13 protein-coding genes are annotated in these 17,106 nt (G+C 54.4%); 1 reads left to right on the top strand and 12 read right to left on the bottom strand.

Going from position 1 to position 17,106, the window contains the following annotated elements; translation table 11 throughout:
- Positions 1-14: 14 nt before the first annotated feature.
- Complete coding sequence (locus INF32_RS01725; protein WP_226386691.1) at positions 15-692, bottom strand: MarC family protein; 678 nt, start codon at positions 690-692, stop codon at positions 15-17.
- Between the two features lie 259 nt (positions 693-951).
- Here INF32_RS01725 and INF32_RS01730 point away from each other — a divergent pair, with 259 nt between their 5' ends.
- Complete coding sequence (locus INF32_RS01730; protein ID WP_226386692.1) at positions 952-1,851, top strand: NAD(P)-dependent oxidoreductase; 900 nt, start codon at positions 952-954, stop codon at positions 1,849-1,851.
- Here the strand turns inward: INF32_RS01730 and INF32_RS01735 are convergent.
- The 11 genes from INF32_RS01735 to INF32_RS01785 all read right to left on the bottom strand — a co-directional run bounded on the left by INF32_RS01735 (position 1,819) and on the right by INF32_RS01785 (position 17,079).
- The gene (locus tag INF32_RS01735; protein ID WP_226386693.1) at positions 1,819-2,613 is read right to left on the bottom strand and encodes an aspartate dehydrogenase domain-containing protein; all 795 of its coding nucleotides are present in this window, start codon (positions 2,611-2,613) and stop codon (positions 1,819-1,821) included. The genes INF32_RS01730 and INF32_RS01735 overlap by 33 nt on opposite strands.
- 224 nt (positions 2,614-2,837) lie before the next feature.
- Positions 2,838-3,626 (bottom strand): hypothetical protein, encoded by a 789-nt coding sequence (locus tag INF32_RS01740; protein ID WP_226386694.1) that lies wholly within the window; start codon positions 3,624-3,626, stop codon positions 2,838-2,840.
- A 236-nt stretch (positions 3,627-3,862) separates the two neighbouring features.
- A complete protein-coding gene (locus tag INF32_RS01745; protein ID WP_226386695.1) occupies positions 3,863-4,990 on the bottom strand; it encodes a metallophosphoesterase in 1,128 nt (375 codons plus the stop codon).
- A 99-nt stretch (positions 4,991-5,089) separates the two neighbouring features.
- Positions 5,090-5,818 (bottom strand): IclR family transcriptional regulator, encoded by a 729-nt coding sequence (locus tag INF32_RS01750; protein WP_226386696.1) that lies wholly within the window; start codon positions 5,816-5,818, stop codon positions 5,090-5,092.
- Between the two features lie 192 nt (positions 5,819-6,010).
- Positions 6,011-7,315: a hypothetical protein gene (locus INF32_RS01755; protein ID WP_226386697.1), complete on the bottom strand. Its 1,305-nt coding sequence runs from the start codon at positions 7,313-7,315 to the stop codon at positions 6,011-6,013.
- Positions 7,316-7,464: 149 nt separating this feature from the next.
- Positions 7,465-8,727 (bottom strand): MFS transporter, encoded by a 1,263-nt coding sequence (locus INF32_RS01760; protein WP_226386698.1) that lies wholly within the window; start codon positions 8,725-8,727, stop codon positions 7,465-7,467.
- Positions 8,728-8,735: 8 nt separating this feature from the next.
- Positions 8,736-10,232 carry a glycoside hydrolase family protein gene (locus INF32_RS01765; RefSeq protein WP_226386699.1) on the bottom strand — a complete coding sequence of 499 codons (1,497 nt, stop codon included), beginning with the start codon at positions 10,230-10,232 and terminating at the stop codon, positions 8,736-8,738.
- Positions 10,233-10,254: 22 nt separating this feature from the next.
- Positions 10,255-10,965 (bottom strand): SDR family NAD(P)-dependent oxidoreductase, encoded by a 711-nt coding sequence (locus INF32_RS01770; RefSeq protein ID WP_317172655.1) that lies wholly within the window; start codon positions 10,963-10,965, stop codon positions 10,255-10,257.
- 35 nt (positions 10,966-11,000) lie between these two features.
- Complete coding sequence (locus INF32_RS01775; RefSeq protein WP_226386701.1) at positions 11,001-12,071, bottom strand: dihydrodipicolinate synthase family protein; 1,071 nt, start codon at positions 12,069-12,071, stop codon at positions 11,001-11,003.
- A 14-nt stretch (positions 12,072-12,085) separates the two neighbouring features.
- Positions 12,086-13,933, bottom strand: a complete 1,848-nt coding sequence (locus INF32_RS01780; protein ID WP_226386702.1) for a RagB/SusD family nutrient uptake outer membrane protein — start codon at positions 13,931-13,933, stop codon at positions 12,086-12,088.
- A gap of 14 nt (positions 13,934-13,947) precedes the next feature.
- A complete protein-coding gene (locus INF32_RS01785) occupies positions 13,948-17,079 on the bottom strand; it encodes a SusC/RagA family TonB-linked outer membrane protein (RefSeq protein WP_226386703.1) in 3,132 nt (1,043 codons plus the stop codon).
- Positions 17,080-17,106: the final 27 nt, after the last annotated feature.

Genomic DNA, 17,106 nt, shown 5'->3' on the forward strand with positions numbered 1-17,106 from the left:
TGTCTGCGACCCGGTTATTGCAGTACGTTGAGGCGGAATATTTTCGCCACGCCCTCGGTGACGATCTGTATCCCGACGCAGAAGGTGAAGAATGCGATCATCTTGTTGATGATCATGCTGCCCGAGCGGCCCAGCCTGCTGACGATTCGCTGTCCCTGGGAGAGAAAGAGGTACAGGATCAGACACATCAGCAGGATCACCAGAGCGATCAGCGCGTAGTTCAGCGCGCTCCTTACGATGTCGCCCTTTACGCTGGCCGAGGCCATCAGGGTGAAGATGACCGACACGCTGCCGGGACCGATGCTGATCGGGAAGGTGAGCGGATAGAATACCTGCGAATTGATTTTCGACATGGCGATGGGGTCGACGGCCTTGTTGGGTGCGGCACTGATCGAGGAGTCGGAATCATTGAGCCATTGCAGGGCCGTCTTGCAGATCAGCAGTCCCCCGCCCAGTTCGATGACGGGCACGGAGAGCCCGAACAGGGAGAGTACGAAATGCCCGATGGCCAGGCTGCCCAGTCCGATCAGCAGGTAGTTGACGACGATTTTGCGGATGACGACCTTTCGCTGCCGGTCGTCGAGGCCCGATAGGAACCCGTTGACGAGAAATCCCGATCCCACGGGATTCGCCACCGGGAACAGCGCCATGAAGGAGGAGACGAACATGAAAAGGAAACCTTCTTTCAACATTTCGGAACAGCTGTTTGGCAGTTGCCTGCCGGTTAGAGGGCGTTCCGTTCCTCGGGGGAACCGGACGCCGTTTTGTCGTGAATACGACTATCAATAACTGTTCCAACGGCTCTTTTTCCTGTGTGCGGTTCGGGGCGGACGGGGAAAACGGACGGACCCGGGTTGGGGCCGCATGCGGATTCCGGCCGCAGGCGAAGGGTTTACGGGAAGTTTTCCCTATCTTTGTTCCGAGAAAAACATTTAAAACAGACAGATTCCCATGTTCAAGAAACTCGTTGCCATAGAGCCCGTGAGTCTGGTGCCGTCGGCAGAGAAGGCCCTCCGTTCGTTTGCCGAAGAGGTGATCCTGTATCCCGACATACCGGACGGGGACGAAGAGGTGGCCCGGCGCATCGGCGATGCCGATGCCGTGCTGCTGAGCTATACGACGCGGCTCGGCCGCGAAGCGTTGGAAAAATGCCCGGATGTGAAATATATCGGCATGTGCTGTTCGCTCTACTCGCCCGAGAGCGCCAACGTGGACATTCTTTATGCCGGCGAGCGGGGCATTGCGGTGACCGGTATCCGCGATTACGGCGACGAAGGCGTCGTGGAGTACGTGGTGAGCGAACTGGTGCGGTGCCTCCACGGATTCGGCCAGCCTGCATGGGACGGGATACCCCGGGAGATTACCGGGCTGAAGGCCGGTATCGTCGGTCTGGGAAAGTCGGGCGGCATGATCGCCGACGCCCTGAGGTTCTTCGGTGCCGAGATCGCCTATTTCGCACGCAGCGAGAAGGCGGAAGCCCGGGCCAAAGGCTACCGGTTCCTGCCTCTGGACGAGCTCCTCTCCCGGAGCGAGGTGGTCTGCTGCTGTCTGAACAAGAACACGGTACTGTTGCACCGGGCCGAGTTCGAACGGCTGGGCGACCGTAAGATTCTGTTCAACACCGGTCTCTCTCCCGCGTGGGACGAATCCGCCTTCGCCGAATGGATAGGCGGCGACAACCTCTGTTTCTGCGACACCTTGGGGGCGCTGGGGGCGGAAAAGTTCCTGGATCACCCTCATGTGAGGTGTATGGAGGTATCGACCGGCCGCACGCGTCAGGCGTTCGACCGGCTCAGCGAAAAGGTGCTGGCGAACCTGTCAGAATACGATCGGCGAAACGATATTCCGTAGCGTACTCACCACGGACCATCCTGCTATTTCGGGCGTGGCGCTGTACACGTCCACCACGGCGTGCACCTGGTCGTTGCGGATTTCCACGCGCTGCGTGTCCCCGATGAATCCGGGGGTGGACTGCATGCGTACCCGCATTTTTTCGGGGCCGACCGAAGCCAGCGAGGCGGCGACCGACACGTTGAGCCCCGTGGGGAAGGTGGCGATCGCCTCCCTGGCAGTGCCGGAGAATACGGTGCGCGATTCGGTCTCGAGCGCAGGGTCGTACACGGGCGAACGGCGCAGGGCGGCGACCCCCTTCTCATTGAAGAATTCGGCCGAGGCGTTGCCCATGAGGGCTGCGGTTCTCAGTACGTCGAATCCGCCGGTGGCTCCCGAGGCGATATATACGCGCGTGCCGTATTTCCGGGCTGTCTCCTGAACTTCCATATAGAAATCGGTGTCGGCGAAAGCCCCGATGGAGAGGGTGATGACGGAGGTACCGTTTTTCAGCGCCGGCAGCGCGATCTCCTTCATGGCGGCGGGAGATGCCGATTCCACCAGATAGTCCGGCTTCAAGGTCAGCAGTTCGTCCAGGGTGGGGCACACGGTGCACGACATGCCGCATCGGTGCATGATGTCCGCGATGTGTCCGGCTTTGGCCGCCGTGCGCGAATAGACGCCTGTCAGTTCATACTCCGGCAGCAGCCCTCCGGCCGCCGCGTTCGCTACGATCCCGGCCAGCCTTCCGCAGCCGACGATCACTAATTTGTTCTTTTTCATACGCGGACAAAAGTACGGAATAAAACCGGAATCCGGCGTTCCCCCCGCGGATAAAAATACGTCCGTATGTTTGGTCCGGATCGGGTGACTGCCGTAAAAGACGATCGAGACGGTTGCTGGGCCGTCTCGATCGTCTTTTTGCGTTATGTCGTTCCGGTTCGAATCCCCCGTCGAAATGATCGGGAGAGGGTCCGGCCGGATGCGGCGGAGCCGCTGCCCCGTTCTCAGAACCGGAATCCGAAATAGATGCGGAACGAACTGGTTTTGAATTTGCGGTCGGGAACGTTTTTGAGAACGTCGTCCACCGACGGATCGCTCATGTCGTCCTCGTCAAACTCGGATTCGTCGAATGTCATCCCGTCGTATTTAGCCGTTCCCCAGCGCCATTCGGCTCCGAGCGACACTACTTTCCAGGCCACGGTCAGACCGGCATTGCAGAAGGTCACATAGTGGTGGTGGACGGTTTCGTCCAGATACAGCAGCGAGTAGGAGGGCGTGACGCGGAAGTAGGCTCCCACTTTCAGGTGGTGTACGGGGTTCACCGTCACCGACGGTCCGAACTGCATGCCGAACTCGGCCTGGTGGATGTCGTCCGTGATGGTTTCGTACGTTTCCATGTCGAAATCGTCGATCGAGGATTTGGCGTAGTTGATGTCGAGCCACGACCAGTCGAGGCCGAATTTCATCATGCCGAACAGCGGTTTTTTGTGCAGGTAATAAGTCTTTCCCCAGCTCAGCGACACGCCGAAATCGCTTTTGAGTTCACCGCCGTAGGTCTTGTCCGTCAGTTTCTGGTTGACGTAGCCGATGTTGAAATACTTGGAGCGGTTTTTCCAGATCGCCCGGTCCAATTCGGTCTGCTCGGCGGACTGTACGCGGGCGTTGAGCGAATTGACTACCGTTTGCAGAGAGTCCGCCTTGCGGGCGTTGTCGTCCGGCTGTCCCGGTTCCTGCGCTGCGGCCCCGTAGGATACGGCGAATGCCGCCAGCAGGCAAATGTAAAGTTTCTTCATAGGTGTGTGTTATTTGAATGATATTGGAAATTCGGATGCCGCCGGGTATGCCGTCCCCGGCGGGAAAGAGTCGTCCCGTCCGGCGAAAGGGTACGAAAGTGTTTCTCAGCGGCAGTCGTCATGTATGTATGGAAATACGGTGCAAAAATAGTAAAAAAATCGGGATCGGTGAAACCTGGCTCCGTCGAGGCACCTTACGGGCGAAATGCCGGTATTTCCGGTTTCCGGGGAGTCATTCAGTTTTGTTCTGCCGGAACCGCTTCGCGGGGCGTCTCCGAAAACGATAGGTCGAATACGACCAGTTCGCCGCGCGTTCCGATGCGGAAGGGCGGGCCCCAGAGCGAAAGCCCCGAGGAGACGTAGGCGTACATCGTTCCCCAGCGACGGTAACCGTGGCTTTGGGGGAAGATCCGGTCGGTGATCCAGTTGGCGGGCCACACCTGTCCGTGGTGGGTGTGGCCGCAGAGGAGCAGGTCCACCGGGAGCGCCGACGCCCTCTCCACCTCGTTCGGCTGGTGGTCGAGCACGATGACCGGAAGCGACGGATCGGCCTTCTCCAGCAGTTCCGCGAGCGGACGGCGCGACGGATTGCTCCGGTCGTCGCGTCCCACGATCTGCACGCCTCCTGGCAGCGTCGCCACGCTGTCGCGCAGGACGCGGACCGGAGTCCTCTTCAGAAACGCCAGGCTGCGGCCGATCCCGCTGATGTATTCGTGGTTGCCGGGAACCATATAGACACCCAGCGGTGCGTGCAGCCGGGCCACTGCTTTTTCCATGTGCATCCGTTCGAGCGGTTCCACGCCGTTGTCGATCAGGTCGCCGCCGATCAGGATCACGTCGGGAGCCGTCGCCCCGATCATCGCCGCGAACTTCTCCATGCGTTCCGGCCCCGTGCCGTAGCCCAGGTGTATGTCGCTGCAATAGGCGATGCGCAGCCTGTGTTGCGGCAGGTTGCAGTTTTTGTCGATCCGCAGGGGAATTTCCCGTACCGCAGGATGGCGGTGCGCCCGATACCCGACGGTCAGTACCGTACACACGATACCCGCAGCCCAAAGGAAAGAACCCGGAACCCTCACCCTGCACATGTGCAGCAGGTCGAAAGCCAGCAGGGTCAGCACCATGTAGAGGATGAACACGAGCCAGCCTGTGGAGATATGAAAGATCGTCTGCATTGCCCCGCAGGGCAGTTTGGCGTGGCGAAGCGCGAACATGACGATGAAAAACGAGAGGGCGAGCACGGCGAAAAGCACCGAATAGCAAACCCGTCCCCAGAGCGGAGCGAAGGAGAGGAAGGCCAATCCCTTGAGATAGACGTAGCCGTTTCCCAGCAACAATCCGGCCAGCAGAATGATGAAATAGATCATAGTCGAAAATCGGGAAAATGTCTGGTATAAGCGTCAATAGCAGAACCCGGCAGGAACAGGCCAAATAAAAGGAAGTCGCAGTGAATATCTGTACTCCGATTAACCGAGCAGTGTCTCTGCCTTCCGGACGGTTTCGCTCAATTTATCCTCGAGGTTCTTGTGTGTAGCCGTTGTAAGACGCATATCGGGAAGATAGCATCCGATTGAGGCCACCACCTCTCCATTCTTGAATACGGGTGCTGCGATGCAGGCGAAGTGCTGATTGATAACCGTGAAACATTTTTTTGCCTTTATTTCCGAAAGACGATTCAGCAGATCCTCTTTTGTTCTGATTTCTGGCCAGTCCTTACCCGGCATGCCGGCCAGTTTGAGAAAGTTATTGAGTTTCTCCTGACTGTAACGGGCAATTATGACCTTCGCAGTCGTGGCCTGCCACGCCTTCATCTCGTATATTATCTTTGCCTCTATCGCATGATTGGCCTTTACGCTGTAAAGGTTTATACGTTTGTCGTTTTTTATGACCGACAGCATGACATTTTCGTTGACCTCTTTGCATAGCGAGTCGAGAAGAGGCTTCAGCAATGTCACGATCCGATCGGGATCGTTGTTTACCCCCGCAATGGCATAAAGTTTCTCACCCAGAACATAACCTTTGCGGTAGCTCATCTGCTCTATGAGGCCGAGTTCCTTGAGAGTCTTGAGAATATTTGCACAGGTGGCCCTGTGCATATCCAGCGTGTCTGCTATTTCCGACAGGGGAACTTCTCGTTTCCTGTTTTTCGAAAGATAGACAAGTATCTCCTCGACTCTCTTTATGACTTGTATCATGTATCGGTACTTAAGTGGCTTACTTTTAGTCGACAAAGTTAGTCTTATTTTTCATATATCTCTTTAAGGGCTTGTTCAAAATTTGTCGGCCTTTCCCGGAAACGTCCGGAGCGGACCCGACAACCGAAGCGGGTGTTAACAGTGATTACGCTAACACCCGCTTCGATATCACCCGTTATGTAGAGCTGCCGTCTATTCTTCGAGTGTTTTAGAGTATACGACCGTAATGTCGAACACTCTCAACGAAGCTCCCGAGGTAAACTCCATCGTATAGGATTTTCCTTCGATGGTATTGATGATTTGGGCATCCGATGTCGCTGTTGTAGGAAAGTTTACAGTCTCCGTAACAGGTGTCGTCGAACCGGACGCCGAAAGCAAAGGAGATGAATAATATTTTCCAACCGGGTTCCGGCCTTCCTGTACCCTGAACCGTTTGGCTGTCGTATTGCCGTGACTCATGGATACGGACTTCAGGTATCTTCCGGGGATTCCGGGAAGCTCGATCCATGCGTTATTTTTAGCACCGAAGATTAATACGTTATGGTCGAGTCCCGAAGCTTTGAAGTATTGGTAAGTTGCACTGTTGTTGCCTTTGCTTATCGTGAATGTGAAATCCTTGCTGACCGGGGTGCCATCGAGTGTGTAATGGTAGGTGTAGGAATACTTTTCTCCGCCGGTCTGCTGATTGGCTACAGGCACGAAGGTGCCTAAAGGATTCTCGTCGTTTTCGTTATAAAAGTTGAGTTCGATCGTTATCACGTCGGGTAACGTGTCGTCCAGTGCTCCGTCGAACGCTCTGAAACTGCTGCGGGGAACGGTAATGCCATCCGCTTCACCGAGGGTACGGACAAGGGTGGTGTCGCTGTAATTGACCGTGATGCGCAGACCATCGGCATAGAACTGAGGAAGGACGGAAACATAATATGAACCTGCCTTCAGACATCCGTCGAGTGTCGAAGCATCTGATCCGCTTATGGGAGCGATCGTGACGGAAGATGATTGCGGTTTGCCGGGCGTCGCACTCCAGAATGCCTTGTCTCCGAGTTCGAGGTTCGCATAATTCACGTCGACATAACCGGTCATGATTTCGCCGCCTATCGACTCGATGGTTATGGACCTTGCCGTCGAGTCGTGCATGGCAATTTTGATAAGCCCCGAAACATTCTTCATCGGATTGATTTTGTAAGCTGTCGAATTGCCGCTTATCTTACCCACGGCGACTATCGCATTCTCCGCCCAGGCATTTACGGTTCCAACCTGCTGTTCTCTGTCCAGCATTACGCTCAAAATGCCGTCCGTGGTGCACGAAATGTCGTCGGAGGAGGTGGAGTAGGCTGCATACGTGGGGGCGTTGCCGCTCCATTTGTGCGAATAGAATATCGCCTTGGTCCCGTCGTCGGTCGTGCCGAGTTTGATTCCCGTGTTGTTCTTGTCGAAAACAATGAGCGAGTCCCTTCTGTCCCAGGATACTTTATTCTCAGTGTTCGTAGTTGTCATCAGTTCGGAAGAGACGGTGATACGAATAAAATTTGGATTGTCCCATACCGTACCCTCGTCGACATTCTCGTCGCAAGCGGTTGCAAACAGAACGGCGAGAGAAAGAATCATGGATGATCTCGTTTTCATAGACCGGAAATTTTGAAAATTTATATATTCGATTGGCTGCGGATGCGCTCGCGGTCTCTTTCGTAATAGACTCTTGCCACCACGAACATCAGAATGCCGCAAATTACCCAGACAATTGCGAGTATAGGGAACGTCGATCGGAGAGTCCCCATACTCTGTTTAATGCTGCCGAGAATCAGCGGGGCGAAGGCGCCGACTGCAAAACCTATCATACCCATCACACTTGCACAGGAGGCATGAAGCCTTTCGGGCGTAACGTCGTAAAGGACAGAGTAGGTGTTGGCATCAAAGAAGGCACGGAAGAGCCCCCATCCTGCGAAACAGAAATAGACTATCGCCAGAGACGAATCTCCGCCCATGAAGCTCAGAAATGCCGCTCCGCACACCAGACCGAAAGCCTGAAGATACATACGATATTTGTTTTGCCTGAGAGCGAGTCTGTCGGACAGCGAGCCTGCGAGCAGAACGCCGATGAAAGCGGCTACGTAGGTCCAGAACATCGAATTGAAGCCCGCTTCCGCCTGAGTCTGTCCGAACTCTTCCTGAAGGTAGGCCGGAACCCATGTCATGAATCCCGTGATTACGAAGATGAGGCCGCTGAAACCGATCGTCAGCATCAGGGCGGTGGGGGTGGTGAGTACGGTCTTGAAACCATCCAGAAAGCCTGGCTTCGATCTGGCGGCAGTATCGCCGGCGGGAGCTTTTACCGGCATGTTGTCGAGCCGGACGATCATCAGGATGCCCCACAATATGCCAGCCCCACCGAAAAAGAAGAACGAATATTGCCATCCCACCTTATCCGCGATCAGACCGGCCAGCCAGCCGGACAGGATAACGCCGATATAATAGGCCGTTTGGTGTATCGACATCGCACGCGCCCGGGTGTCGGTATGGTACTGGGCGAGTATCGAATAGTTGGAGGGACCGAAAAGAGCTTCGCCTCCGCCCGTGGCGATAGAACGCAGCAGTATCAGCATGACGAAACTGTTGGCATAGCCTGTGAACATGGTCGCAATACTGAAAAACAAAACGCTGAATGTGACGACGAATTTGCGCGAAAAGCGGTCGCCCATCCATCCTCCGATCGGTACGACAATGGCAAAGGCGAGGTTGAATATGGTGGCGATAAGGCCGACGGATACATCGGTCAGGTTCAGCGCATCGCGGATCGCAGGCAAAACGGTGTTGAACACCTGGCGGTCCCCCTGATTCAGCAGGTAGGCCATCCATAGCAGAAGCAGGACCTCCCACTTGTACATTTTCCCTTTATGGAGCTTCTTCATGGCGGCGATCAATGATATCTCTTCATGTTCTTGCCCTCTCGGACAAACCATGATTTATCAAGCGTCAGAATATCCTGGGAGGTGATGAACGTCGGTGAATCATACACGGGGACGGAGTATGTGGTTCTTTCCCCGGAACTTCCGATCTGCGATTCACTGATCTTGTAGACATTTCCTGTAAGCAGGTCGACCCAAACGGGGTTTTGAATCGGTTTTCCTTTTACCGACACCGTTGCCTTTCTGGTGATATTTTCATTGGAAGGCATGGCGGAGGCATCCCAGAAAACGACTACCGGGGTGCCGGTCTCGCGATCCTCCCAGTCATAGACGACGCAGTTCTCCGCTCCTTGTAGCGTCGAACTTGTATGCTGGGGGGAGAGGCACTTCAGGGCATCGTTGAAAACCGACACCGCATTCTGAATCGCATAGTACGACGTTTTGACTTTGAGTACACGGAAACCGTCGGCCTGTCCGGTGGTTTTCAGAAGTCCATATCGGAGCAATCCCCAGTGGCGCTTCACGGCTCTGTATTCGAGATCGCAGAGGTGGAACACCTCGGTGTCGTCGCCGTGTCCCAGGTCGCCGAGCGAGCGACGCAGGTTATATTTGGCCTGTGTCAGTTCTGTCCAGAATACGTTTGAAAGAGCACCGTTCCTGCACCACTCGCTTTGGGTACCGCCTTCTCCCTGCATGAGCTTTATGTTCGGAGTGTATCGGGCTACAATCTTGCGGCTCTCTTCGATCTCTTCATATCCTGCATCGGGATTGTGTTTGTAGTGGTGGTAGGCAATGGTGTTGAAAAGATGGGCTTTCCCGCGTTTTTTTAGCTCTTTGACAAAGGGTTCGATCCATTTCGGATCGGCTTCCGTCAGGGCGAATGCCGCAATCTTGGCATCGGGTATGACACTGCGCAGAATCTCGGCCGTGCGGATGGCGAAATCCGTAGCCTCTTCTATGGTGTTGCCTGAAGTCTTGCCATTCGGCTCGTTCCAGATGCACCAGTCGATCACCACATCCTTGTAGTGCTCCGCGATTGCCCTGACCCAATTGTCCCAGGCGGCAAGGCCCTCTTCCGAAGAGGGAAATCCGGCATTTAGATGACGTCCGCCGCCGCCTTCATAGGCAGGATTGCCATAGCTGAGTTCCATCCACACGTTGACACCCATCTTCTTGGCATCCAGCACACACTGGTCGAGCCATGCGAAATCGTACATCCCGGGATCTTTCTCGCAGCGGGCCCATCCCGCCTGCTGGCGGATGCGAGCTATACCCAGAGGTGCCACGTAACCGCGAACGGCACGCCAGTCGGCATGTTCACGGTCCATGCCGCCGCAGTCGAGTGTCCAGCGCGACGAGGAGATTTCCGATACGGACCTGGGTTTCAGGGTCCCCATGATCTCCATGTCGATCTTGATGTCGGTCTGTACTCTGGTAGGGCTGTCGTCGATCACGACACCCGGTGTATTCATTGTTGCGGCCAGCAGAGTTGTTAATAGAATATTCATTTTTATAGCGAAGTTATGTTGTTCAATAGGTTTTCTGATACATACAGAGTCTTCCTCCGTCGACCACGTGGTTGCTGCCTGTGATGAACGAGGCATTTTTGCTGCACATGAATAGAATTACGTCCACAAGTTCGTCGAGTTCGGCGGCCCGGCCCAGAAGCGTAGGCATGCCGGACATTGCCGCACGGGAGAGTACCGGGCCGGGAGTGACGCAAACCGCCCTCACTCCGGAAGAAGCCCCTGCAATGGCAAGGCCTTTGACGAAATTGAAGAGGCCCGATTTCGCTGTGCCGTACATGGCGCCCATACCGTCGCCTTCGAATCCTGTCACGGAACCGAGAACGACAATTACACCGGACTTTTTCGCAATCATTTGGGGCATCAGTGCCCTCGAAAAATAGACAGGACCTTTCAGGTTCACATCGAGTCCCCAGTCAATTACTTCGATCGGTTGCTCGTAAAAGGGGACCATGCTGTTCAGACAGCGGGCTTCGTATCCTCCGGCGCATGCCACGAGACAATCGGCACCGCCCTGTTTTTCGGCCTCAGCGGCGACCGTCATGGCATAGCCGAAGTCGCGGACATCGCCCGTCACGGGGATGGCTGCCTCTCCGATAGTTTCGGCTTCGGCTTTCAGCATCTCTCCGTTGACATCACACATGATGACCTTTGCGCCGAGCCGGACAAACTCTTTCGACGCATAAAGCCCGATTCCGCTTGCGGCACCTGTCACAACGACAAGTTTTCCTCCAAATTCAATTTCTTTCATTATCGGTAATGTTTTTTTACGAATTTCATCATATCGTCATAGCATTTGTCGAGTTCGGCTTTCTGGCGTTCGGTAAGTTTGATATCGCTGAGCACCCATTTCGACTTGTTTTCCCTCGTATATGTCCCGTTCGCGGCATCGGGTTCTGCGGCATAGGTTCTGGACAGCATGTTGTCGAACAACCCGAGACGCACCAGATAATAAAGCGAATAGCCGCGAAGACTGTCGTAGGGCAGGAATCGTTGATCTATCAGAAGACGGTAAAGCGCATACGCCTCGGTGAGCCGTCCCTTCTTGTCACCCTCTTCCATCAGTTTCCAGACCGTCGAGGTGATCGGCGCATAGGCGACTCTCTCCGAAATGAGGCCGGCCGTACCGATCTGGCGTCGCTGGTAAAGCCATTGCCATCCACCCCAGGCGGAGAACACGGTTTTGATCGCATCGCGGGCCTCGATCTCATTCTGCTGCCGGATATTGGCCTCGAGTTTGTTGGACTCCTCCTTGATCCACCCATAAGTGTCGGGGTACTTTCGGGCAAGCCCCACGAGGAGATCGACGCTCGGTGTCGGGCAGGCGTCATTTACGTAAGTTTGGATGATGACGGGTCTCCTGGCCACTCCGGCAAGCGCCTCGAAATATGCCAGCTGTTCGGCCTCGGTAGTCCCGTAGTAAGGGGGGCGTGCCGCAAGGACAATATCGACACCCGACTCGGCTGCGAGCCTCTCGGCTTCATTGGCGAAGACGAGCATCTCCTCGAGGTCGTCTCCGTTGACACCGAGCACGAGGACGGTTTTTTTCGGATTCTTTCGCCACTCTTCCACCAGCGCTGCCATGCCTGCGAAACGCTCTTCCTTTGTCAGGAGGTCTATCGCATCATTCGACTGGGGCCATATTACCCCAGGTGTATTCCACCGGGCGGCGAAACGAGCTTCTTTCACCAGATTCGCATAGTCGACCGATCCGTCGGCATGGTAGGGTGTCGAGAGGATGAGGAAAGGACCTTCGATGTTCGCGGCCAGCAACAGCGGCGAAACGATAAGAAAACAGAGACCAAAAATTATCTTTTTCATATTTTTCATAACCGTTATCTCCAATATACTTCCGTGGGATTTTGCCCGAGGTTCGGATCGGACTTATTCACGTCCAGGCAGGTGTTATATATAAGTTCATCGTAGGGATAGGCACTGATAAGGCCTTTGCGTACGAGAGTCCAGTCCTCGTCATACCTGAAGTTCTGGCCGTAATAGAGTGTGCGGTAACCGTTGTAATCGATCCCGTTGTTGGTGTAATCCTCCTGCTCGTCGAGATAAAGAAACACGTTCTTGGGCTTGGCAATGTTTTCGGCAAGCCATCTGGCCCCCATACGGTGGGTGTCGAAATATTCATGATGCTCGAACGGCATTTCATAACATCTCTCCCAGAAGATGCCGTTGATAAGGTCTTCCTTCGAATCGAATCTCGAAGTTGTCCAGGCCCGAGGTTCGGCCGCGGGTTCTCCGTCGACGGATTTGCGGGCACGGTCGAGAATCACGTTTACATAGTCAATAGCCTTCGTTCCGTAGAGATCCGAAACGGAGGAGCAGAGATTCGCGCAAGCCTCGGCAGCGATCAGATATACCTCTGCGAAACGCATCACGTAGAGATCCGCGTTGCCGACGCTATTGTCGTAGGTCGGATCGTAATATTTCTTGTAATACGGGAGTCCATAGTGCTTCATCAAGGTCTCGTTCCCGGGGAAAATACGGTTGTTTGCAGGATAACAGTTGTAGGGGGTATTGTTCTGTCCGGGGTAGGAGTTATAAATCAGATTGACACTCAACCGGGGGTCGGGACAGTCGACATATACGTTCTTATTGTAGGTTCCGGTACCTTTCTGCCCGCCGTAATCCTCGCACCACCTCTGGAAAAACCAGCGGTCGGGGCGGCAACGCCCGAAATTGTCCACATTGGAGGTTCCCATATAGCGGTTCGGCAAAGCCCACATGGTCAGTCCGCTGTTTCCGTCGCCCGCCTCCGGGGAGCGAGGCATGACCCAAATGCGTTCTTTAAGCTGCCAATCCTCCGCATTGGTCCATCGGAATAACTGGCGATAATCGGGACAAAGTTCGAACGGTCCATGTAGAATTACGTCTTCGGCATCGGCAAGGGCCTTTTGGAAAGCATCTTCGGCATCGGCGATTCCGATCTCTGAAAAATCGGGGGTACGGTTGACCCAGAAGTTGTCGTCCGGATGGGCGAGAAGAGTGCCGATGGTAAGATAGACCAATGAGCGGCAGGCCACGGCTGCATAGTCGCACACTCTGCCGGAAGCATTGCCTCCCGCGACTTCGATCATCCTGTCGTAGCTGCGCATCAGAGTCTCTGCAGCATAGAGATCTTTGATAATCCGGCAATATACGACCCAAAAGTTCTCTCTGGCGCTATACACTTCACTCAATGACGTAGGGGCTTCGGTATGGAGCGAAACATCGCCATAGAGACGTACTAAATAGAAGTAGGCCATCGCCCTTAGGAAATAGACTTCTCCTTCGATCTCTTTTTTATAGTCTTCATCCACCGGGCTCGATTTCATCGCTTCGAGGAGCGAGTTGCAGAGGTAGATTGATCTGTAAAAACTCGTGAAGGAGTCATACGCCTCGGGATGCTGTGAGAACCTGGTGAACTTCAGGCAACATGTCCATCTTTCGAGGGGATTGGTCAATGCGCTGGTGTTGCTCCAGTGAGCGAGGCCGGAAGCGGGCGCCAGCCATTCGCAGAACGTGCCGGATTTGAATCCGCTCGAGGCGAGTTGTCTGTGGATGCCGAGAACATTGGCCTCGAGGGCTTCCGGGGAGGAAACCATCACGGAACCGTCATACGATGTGGTTACTTTCTCGTCGAGAAAATCCGTGCAGCCTGCCAGAAATATTACGAAGACGAATATATATTTCATAGCCTTTTTCATGATTAGAATGTTAGTTTAAGGTCGAACATGTAAGTACGTGCAGCGGGATAGGCTCCCATATCGACACCGTATCGGAGGACGTTCCCGTAGATGTTCACGTCGGGATCATATCCGGAATATTTGGTCCAGCAGAAGAGGTTCTTTCCGGAAATGCCAACATAGATGTTCTTGAGTATGGAGCGTTTATTCTTGATCCCGATATTGTATGAAAGGGAAAGGTTAGCCAGCCGGAGATAGGAACCGTCTTCGACGAAACGATCCGTACACCAGCTCACGTCGCTCGTTCTGTAAGCCGAAACGGCAGGGAACTTCGCTCCCTGGTTCTCGGGGGTCCATGCATCGAATACCGCGGCTCTGAGTCTGTTTTGGCTGTTGGTCGACAAATCGCTGAGAGCGGCCAGCTGCTGATTGTAGACATCGTTGCCGTACGAGCCGACGAACGATGCAGAGAGCTGGAATTTCTTGTAGCGAAACGCCGTATTGAAGCCGTAAGTGAAGTCGGGATTGGGATCGCCTACGACCACTCTGTCGTCGGAGGTAATCATTCCGTCCTTGTTCGTGTCGACGAAGTTGACGGAACCTTCGCCCCTCACTTCACCGTCAGCGAACGGGATTCCGGTCTGTCTGGCGGGAACGAGCCCATCGGTCGGCATTGCATAGAAGAGGCACATCGGCTGTCCGACGATAAAGACGTTGATGTAGTCATGGCAGACAGCCGCCGACGAGAGCAGATTTCCCGAAAAGTATTCCACTTCCTGAATGGGTTGGTCGGGGTACACATACATTTTCGCCCTGCTTGTTCCGCTCGGATCGATCGAGAGGATTTTGTTACGGTTTAACGAAAAGTTACCTCCGACGGTCCATCCGATGTTTTTGTTATCGAGAATTACGGCATCGAGAGTGAGTTCGAAACCCTTGTTCTCGATGGACCCCATGTTCACATAAGGGTTCGTGACCCCTGCCGATCCTGCGAGGATCTTGGTCTGGAGGAGGTCTTCCGTCTTTTTGTAATATATATCGGCAGCAAGAGAAATGCGATTGTCGAGGAGGCCCAGATCGAGGCCCACATTGTACTGCGAAGTGGTCTCCCATTTCAGGTCCTTCGACGGCAGATTGAGCGAAGCGACCGAAATCAGCTTGTGTGTATCGTTGTCATGCGTCGATACCGAACTGGTCGAATATCTTTTGATGGTCTGATACGAAGGGATTCCCTGATTGCCGACCATTCCCCAACCTAAACGTAGTTTCGCCGATGAAATGGCGGGAACTTTGAACCATTTCTCTTCGCTCAGACGCCATGCGAATGCCAAAGAGGGGAACTGTGCCCATTTGTTTCCGGCGGCGAATTTCGACGATCCGTCGAAACGATAAGTGGCGGTGAAGATATACCTCTCGTCGAAATTATAAACTGCGCGGGCGAAAAAGGACATCAACTGACTCTGCGACTCACCGTATCCAAGCCACGTATAGGGGGCCGAATTGAGAGATGAGGTCATGCCTTTCCACTGGTCTATGTTGGTTCCTTCGACGCTCTGCGTTCTGGTGATGGATTGCGAGACCGACTGCCCCAGCGTTCCGGAGATGGAGTGTCTGTTGAACTTCTTGTTGAACATGAGAAGGTTGTCCCAGTTGAAATTAAGAAGTTCCGCATGGGTGATCGCGCCGTTCGATCCTGTCGCCTGCGTATTGATTCGCTTCGACTTGAACATCAGTCGTTCATTGGTTCGGAAATCGGAGCCGAACGTGGTTTTGAAGGTCAGCCACGGAAGAATCTCGTACTGTCCGTAAATGCTTGGGGTGACGCGCATTTCGGTCCGCTCGCTCTGGTAGTCGCTGAGCCACCTGTCAGGCCCGGAGATGGGCGCACCGTCGTCATCGACCTCCGATCCTTCGTCGTCATACTCGACGATGTGGCGCAAAGGTCTTGTCATGAGCATACTCAATACCATTGAAGTGGCCGGGGTTTGTGCGACAGTCGCACCCGCCCCCTGAGTCATGTAGGAGTTGAGATAGGAAAAGGAAGTCCGGGTGCCGATCTTGAACTTACCGATAGTCTTGTCGAGATTGAGGCGGAGTGTCAGATTCTCATATCCGGTACCCTTTATGATTCCCTCATTGTCGTAATAACCGATCGAGAAACGGTAATCGGTATTGTTGGGACGACCGGCGATCGTCAGATAGTAACGCTGCGTTATGCTCGTGCGGGTCGAGTAATCCTGCCAATCCACGGGGGCGTAGGTGCCGTTGTCTACCTTGTCCGTAAAGACTGTGTATAGGGTCGAGCTATGGTCGACACCTTTGAGGTCAAGGTATTTCACATAATCGTCGGCATCCATCAGGTCGAACTTTTTGTATATGTTGCTGATGCTAATGCCGCTGGAGACGGTTACGATCGGCCGCCCCCTGCTGGCGGACTTCGTCGTGATGAGGATAACTCCATTGGCTCCCTGCGAACCGTAGATTGCCGTTGCGGATGCATCTTTGAGAATCTCCATCGAAGCGATGTCCTGGGGATTGATACCCATCAGGCCGTTGTTGTCTTCGGTTACGCCGGAATCGCTGCCGCCATGTCCGCCTACGGAAATCGAGCCGGAGGTGTTCATGATGACGCCGTCCACGACATAGAGGGGTTGAGACGAGGAGTTGAACGAACTGGCACCGCGGACAGTGACACTGACGCCGCCGTCCGGAGCTGCGCTGTTCGAGACGACCTGCACGCCGGCGGCCTGTCCCTGAAGAAGCTGGTCGATCGAGGAGATTTGTGAGGCCCGGTTTTCGTCGATCTTCACTGAAGTCACCGATCCCGTAAGGTCGCTCTTGCGCATGGCTCCGTAACCGACTACCACGATTTCGTCGATTTGCTTTCTGTCCTCTTCGAGGACGATGTCGATAACGGTACGTGTTCCCACTTCGACGGTTTGGGTGAGATACGAGATGCTGGAGAAGACGAGTTTCGATGTCTTCCCCTCTTTTGTCTTGAAGGTTATGGAGTATTTCCCATCCTTATCGGTCACGACACCTGTGTTGCTGCCTTCGACCATTACAGTGGAGCCGACGACGGGCTCTCCTTTCGAATCCTTGACAGTTCCTTTGACAGTCATGCTGTTCTGGGCGAAAGCGCTCCCTGAAATCAAGAGTAATCCCGTTAGGAAGCAGGCATA

It is taken from the genome of Gallalistipes aquisgranensis, from assembly GCF_014982715.1.
Lineage (GTDB): Bacteria > Bacteroidota > Bacteroidia > Bacteroidales > Rikenellaceae > Gallalistipes > Gallalistipes aquisgranensis.

What these genes read in the sequence shown, in the direction of transcription:
- INF32_RS01725 (WP_226386691.1), bottom strand. Translation starts at nt 692, where the DNA reads ATGTTGAAAGAAGGTTTCCTTTTCATGTTCGTCTCCTCCTTCATGGCG.
- INF32_RS01730 (WP_226386692.1), top strand. Translation starts at nt 952, where the DNA reads ATGTTCAAGAAACTCGTTGCCATAGAGCCCGTGAGTCTGGTGCCGTCG.
- INF32_RS01735 (WP_226386693.1), bottom strand. Translation starts at nt 2,613, where the DNA reads ATGAAAAAGAACAAATTAGTGATCGTCGGCTGCGGAAGGCTGGCCGGG.
- INF32_RS01740 (WP_226386694.1), bottom strand. Translation starts at nt 3,626, where the DNA reads ATGAAGAAACTTTACATTTGCCTGCTGGCGGCATTCGCCGTATCCTAC.
- INF32_RS01745 (WP_226386695.1), bottom strand. Translation starts at nt 4,990, where the DNA reads ATGATCTATTTCATCATTCTGCTGGCCGGATTGTTGCTGGGAAACGGC.
- INF32_RS01750 (WP_226386696.1), bottom strand. Translation starts at nt 5,818, where the DNA reads ATGATACAAGTCATAAAGAGAGTCGAGGAGATACTTGTCTATCTTTCG.
- INF32_RS01755 (WP_226386697.1), bottom strand. Translation starts at nt 7,315, where the DNA reads ATGACAACTACGAACACTGAGAATAAAGTATCCTGGGACAGAAGGGAC.
- INF32_RS01760 (WP_226386698.1), bottom strand. Translation starts at nt 8,727, where the DNA reads ATGAAGAAGCTCCATAAAGGGAAAATGTACAAGTGGGAGGTCCTGCTT.
- INF32_RS01765 (WP_226386699.1), bottom strand. Translation starts at nt 10,232, where the DNA reads ATGAATATTCTATTAACAACTCTGCTGGCCGCAACAATGAATACACCG.
- INF32_RS01775 (WP_226386701.1), bottom strand. Translation starts at nt 12,071, where the DNA reads ATGAAAAAGATAATTTTTGGTCTCTGTTTTCTTATCGTTTCGCCGCTG.
- INF32_RS01780 (WP_226386702.1), bottom strand. Translation starts at nt 13,933, where the DNA reads ATGAAATATATATTCGTCTTCGTAATATTTCTGGCAGGCTGCACGGAT.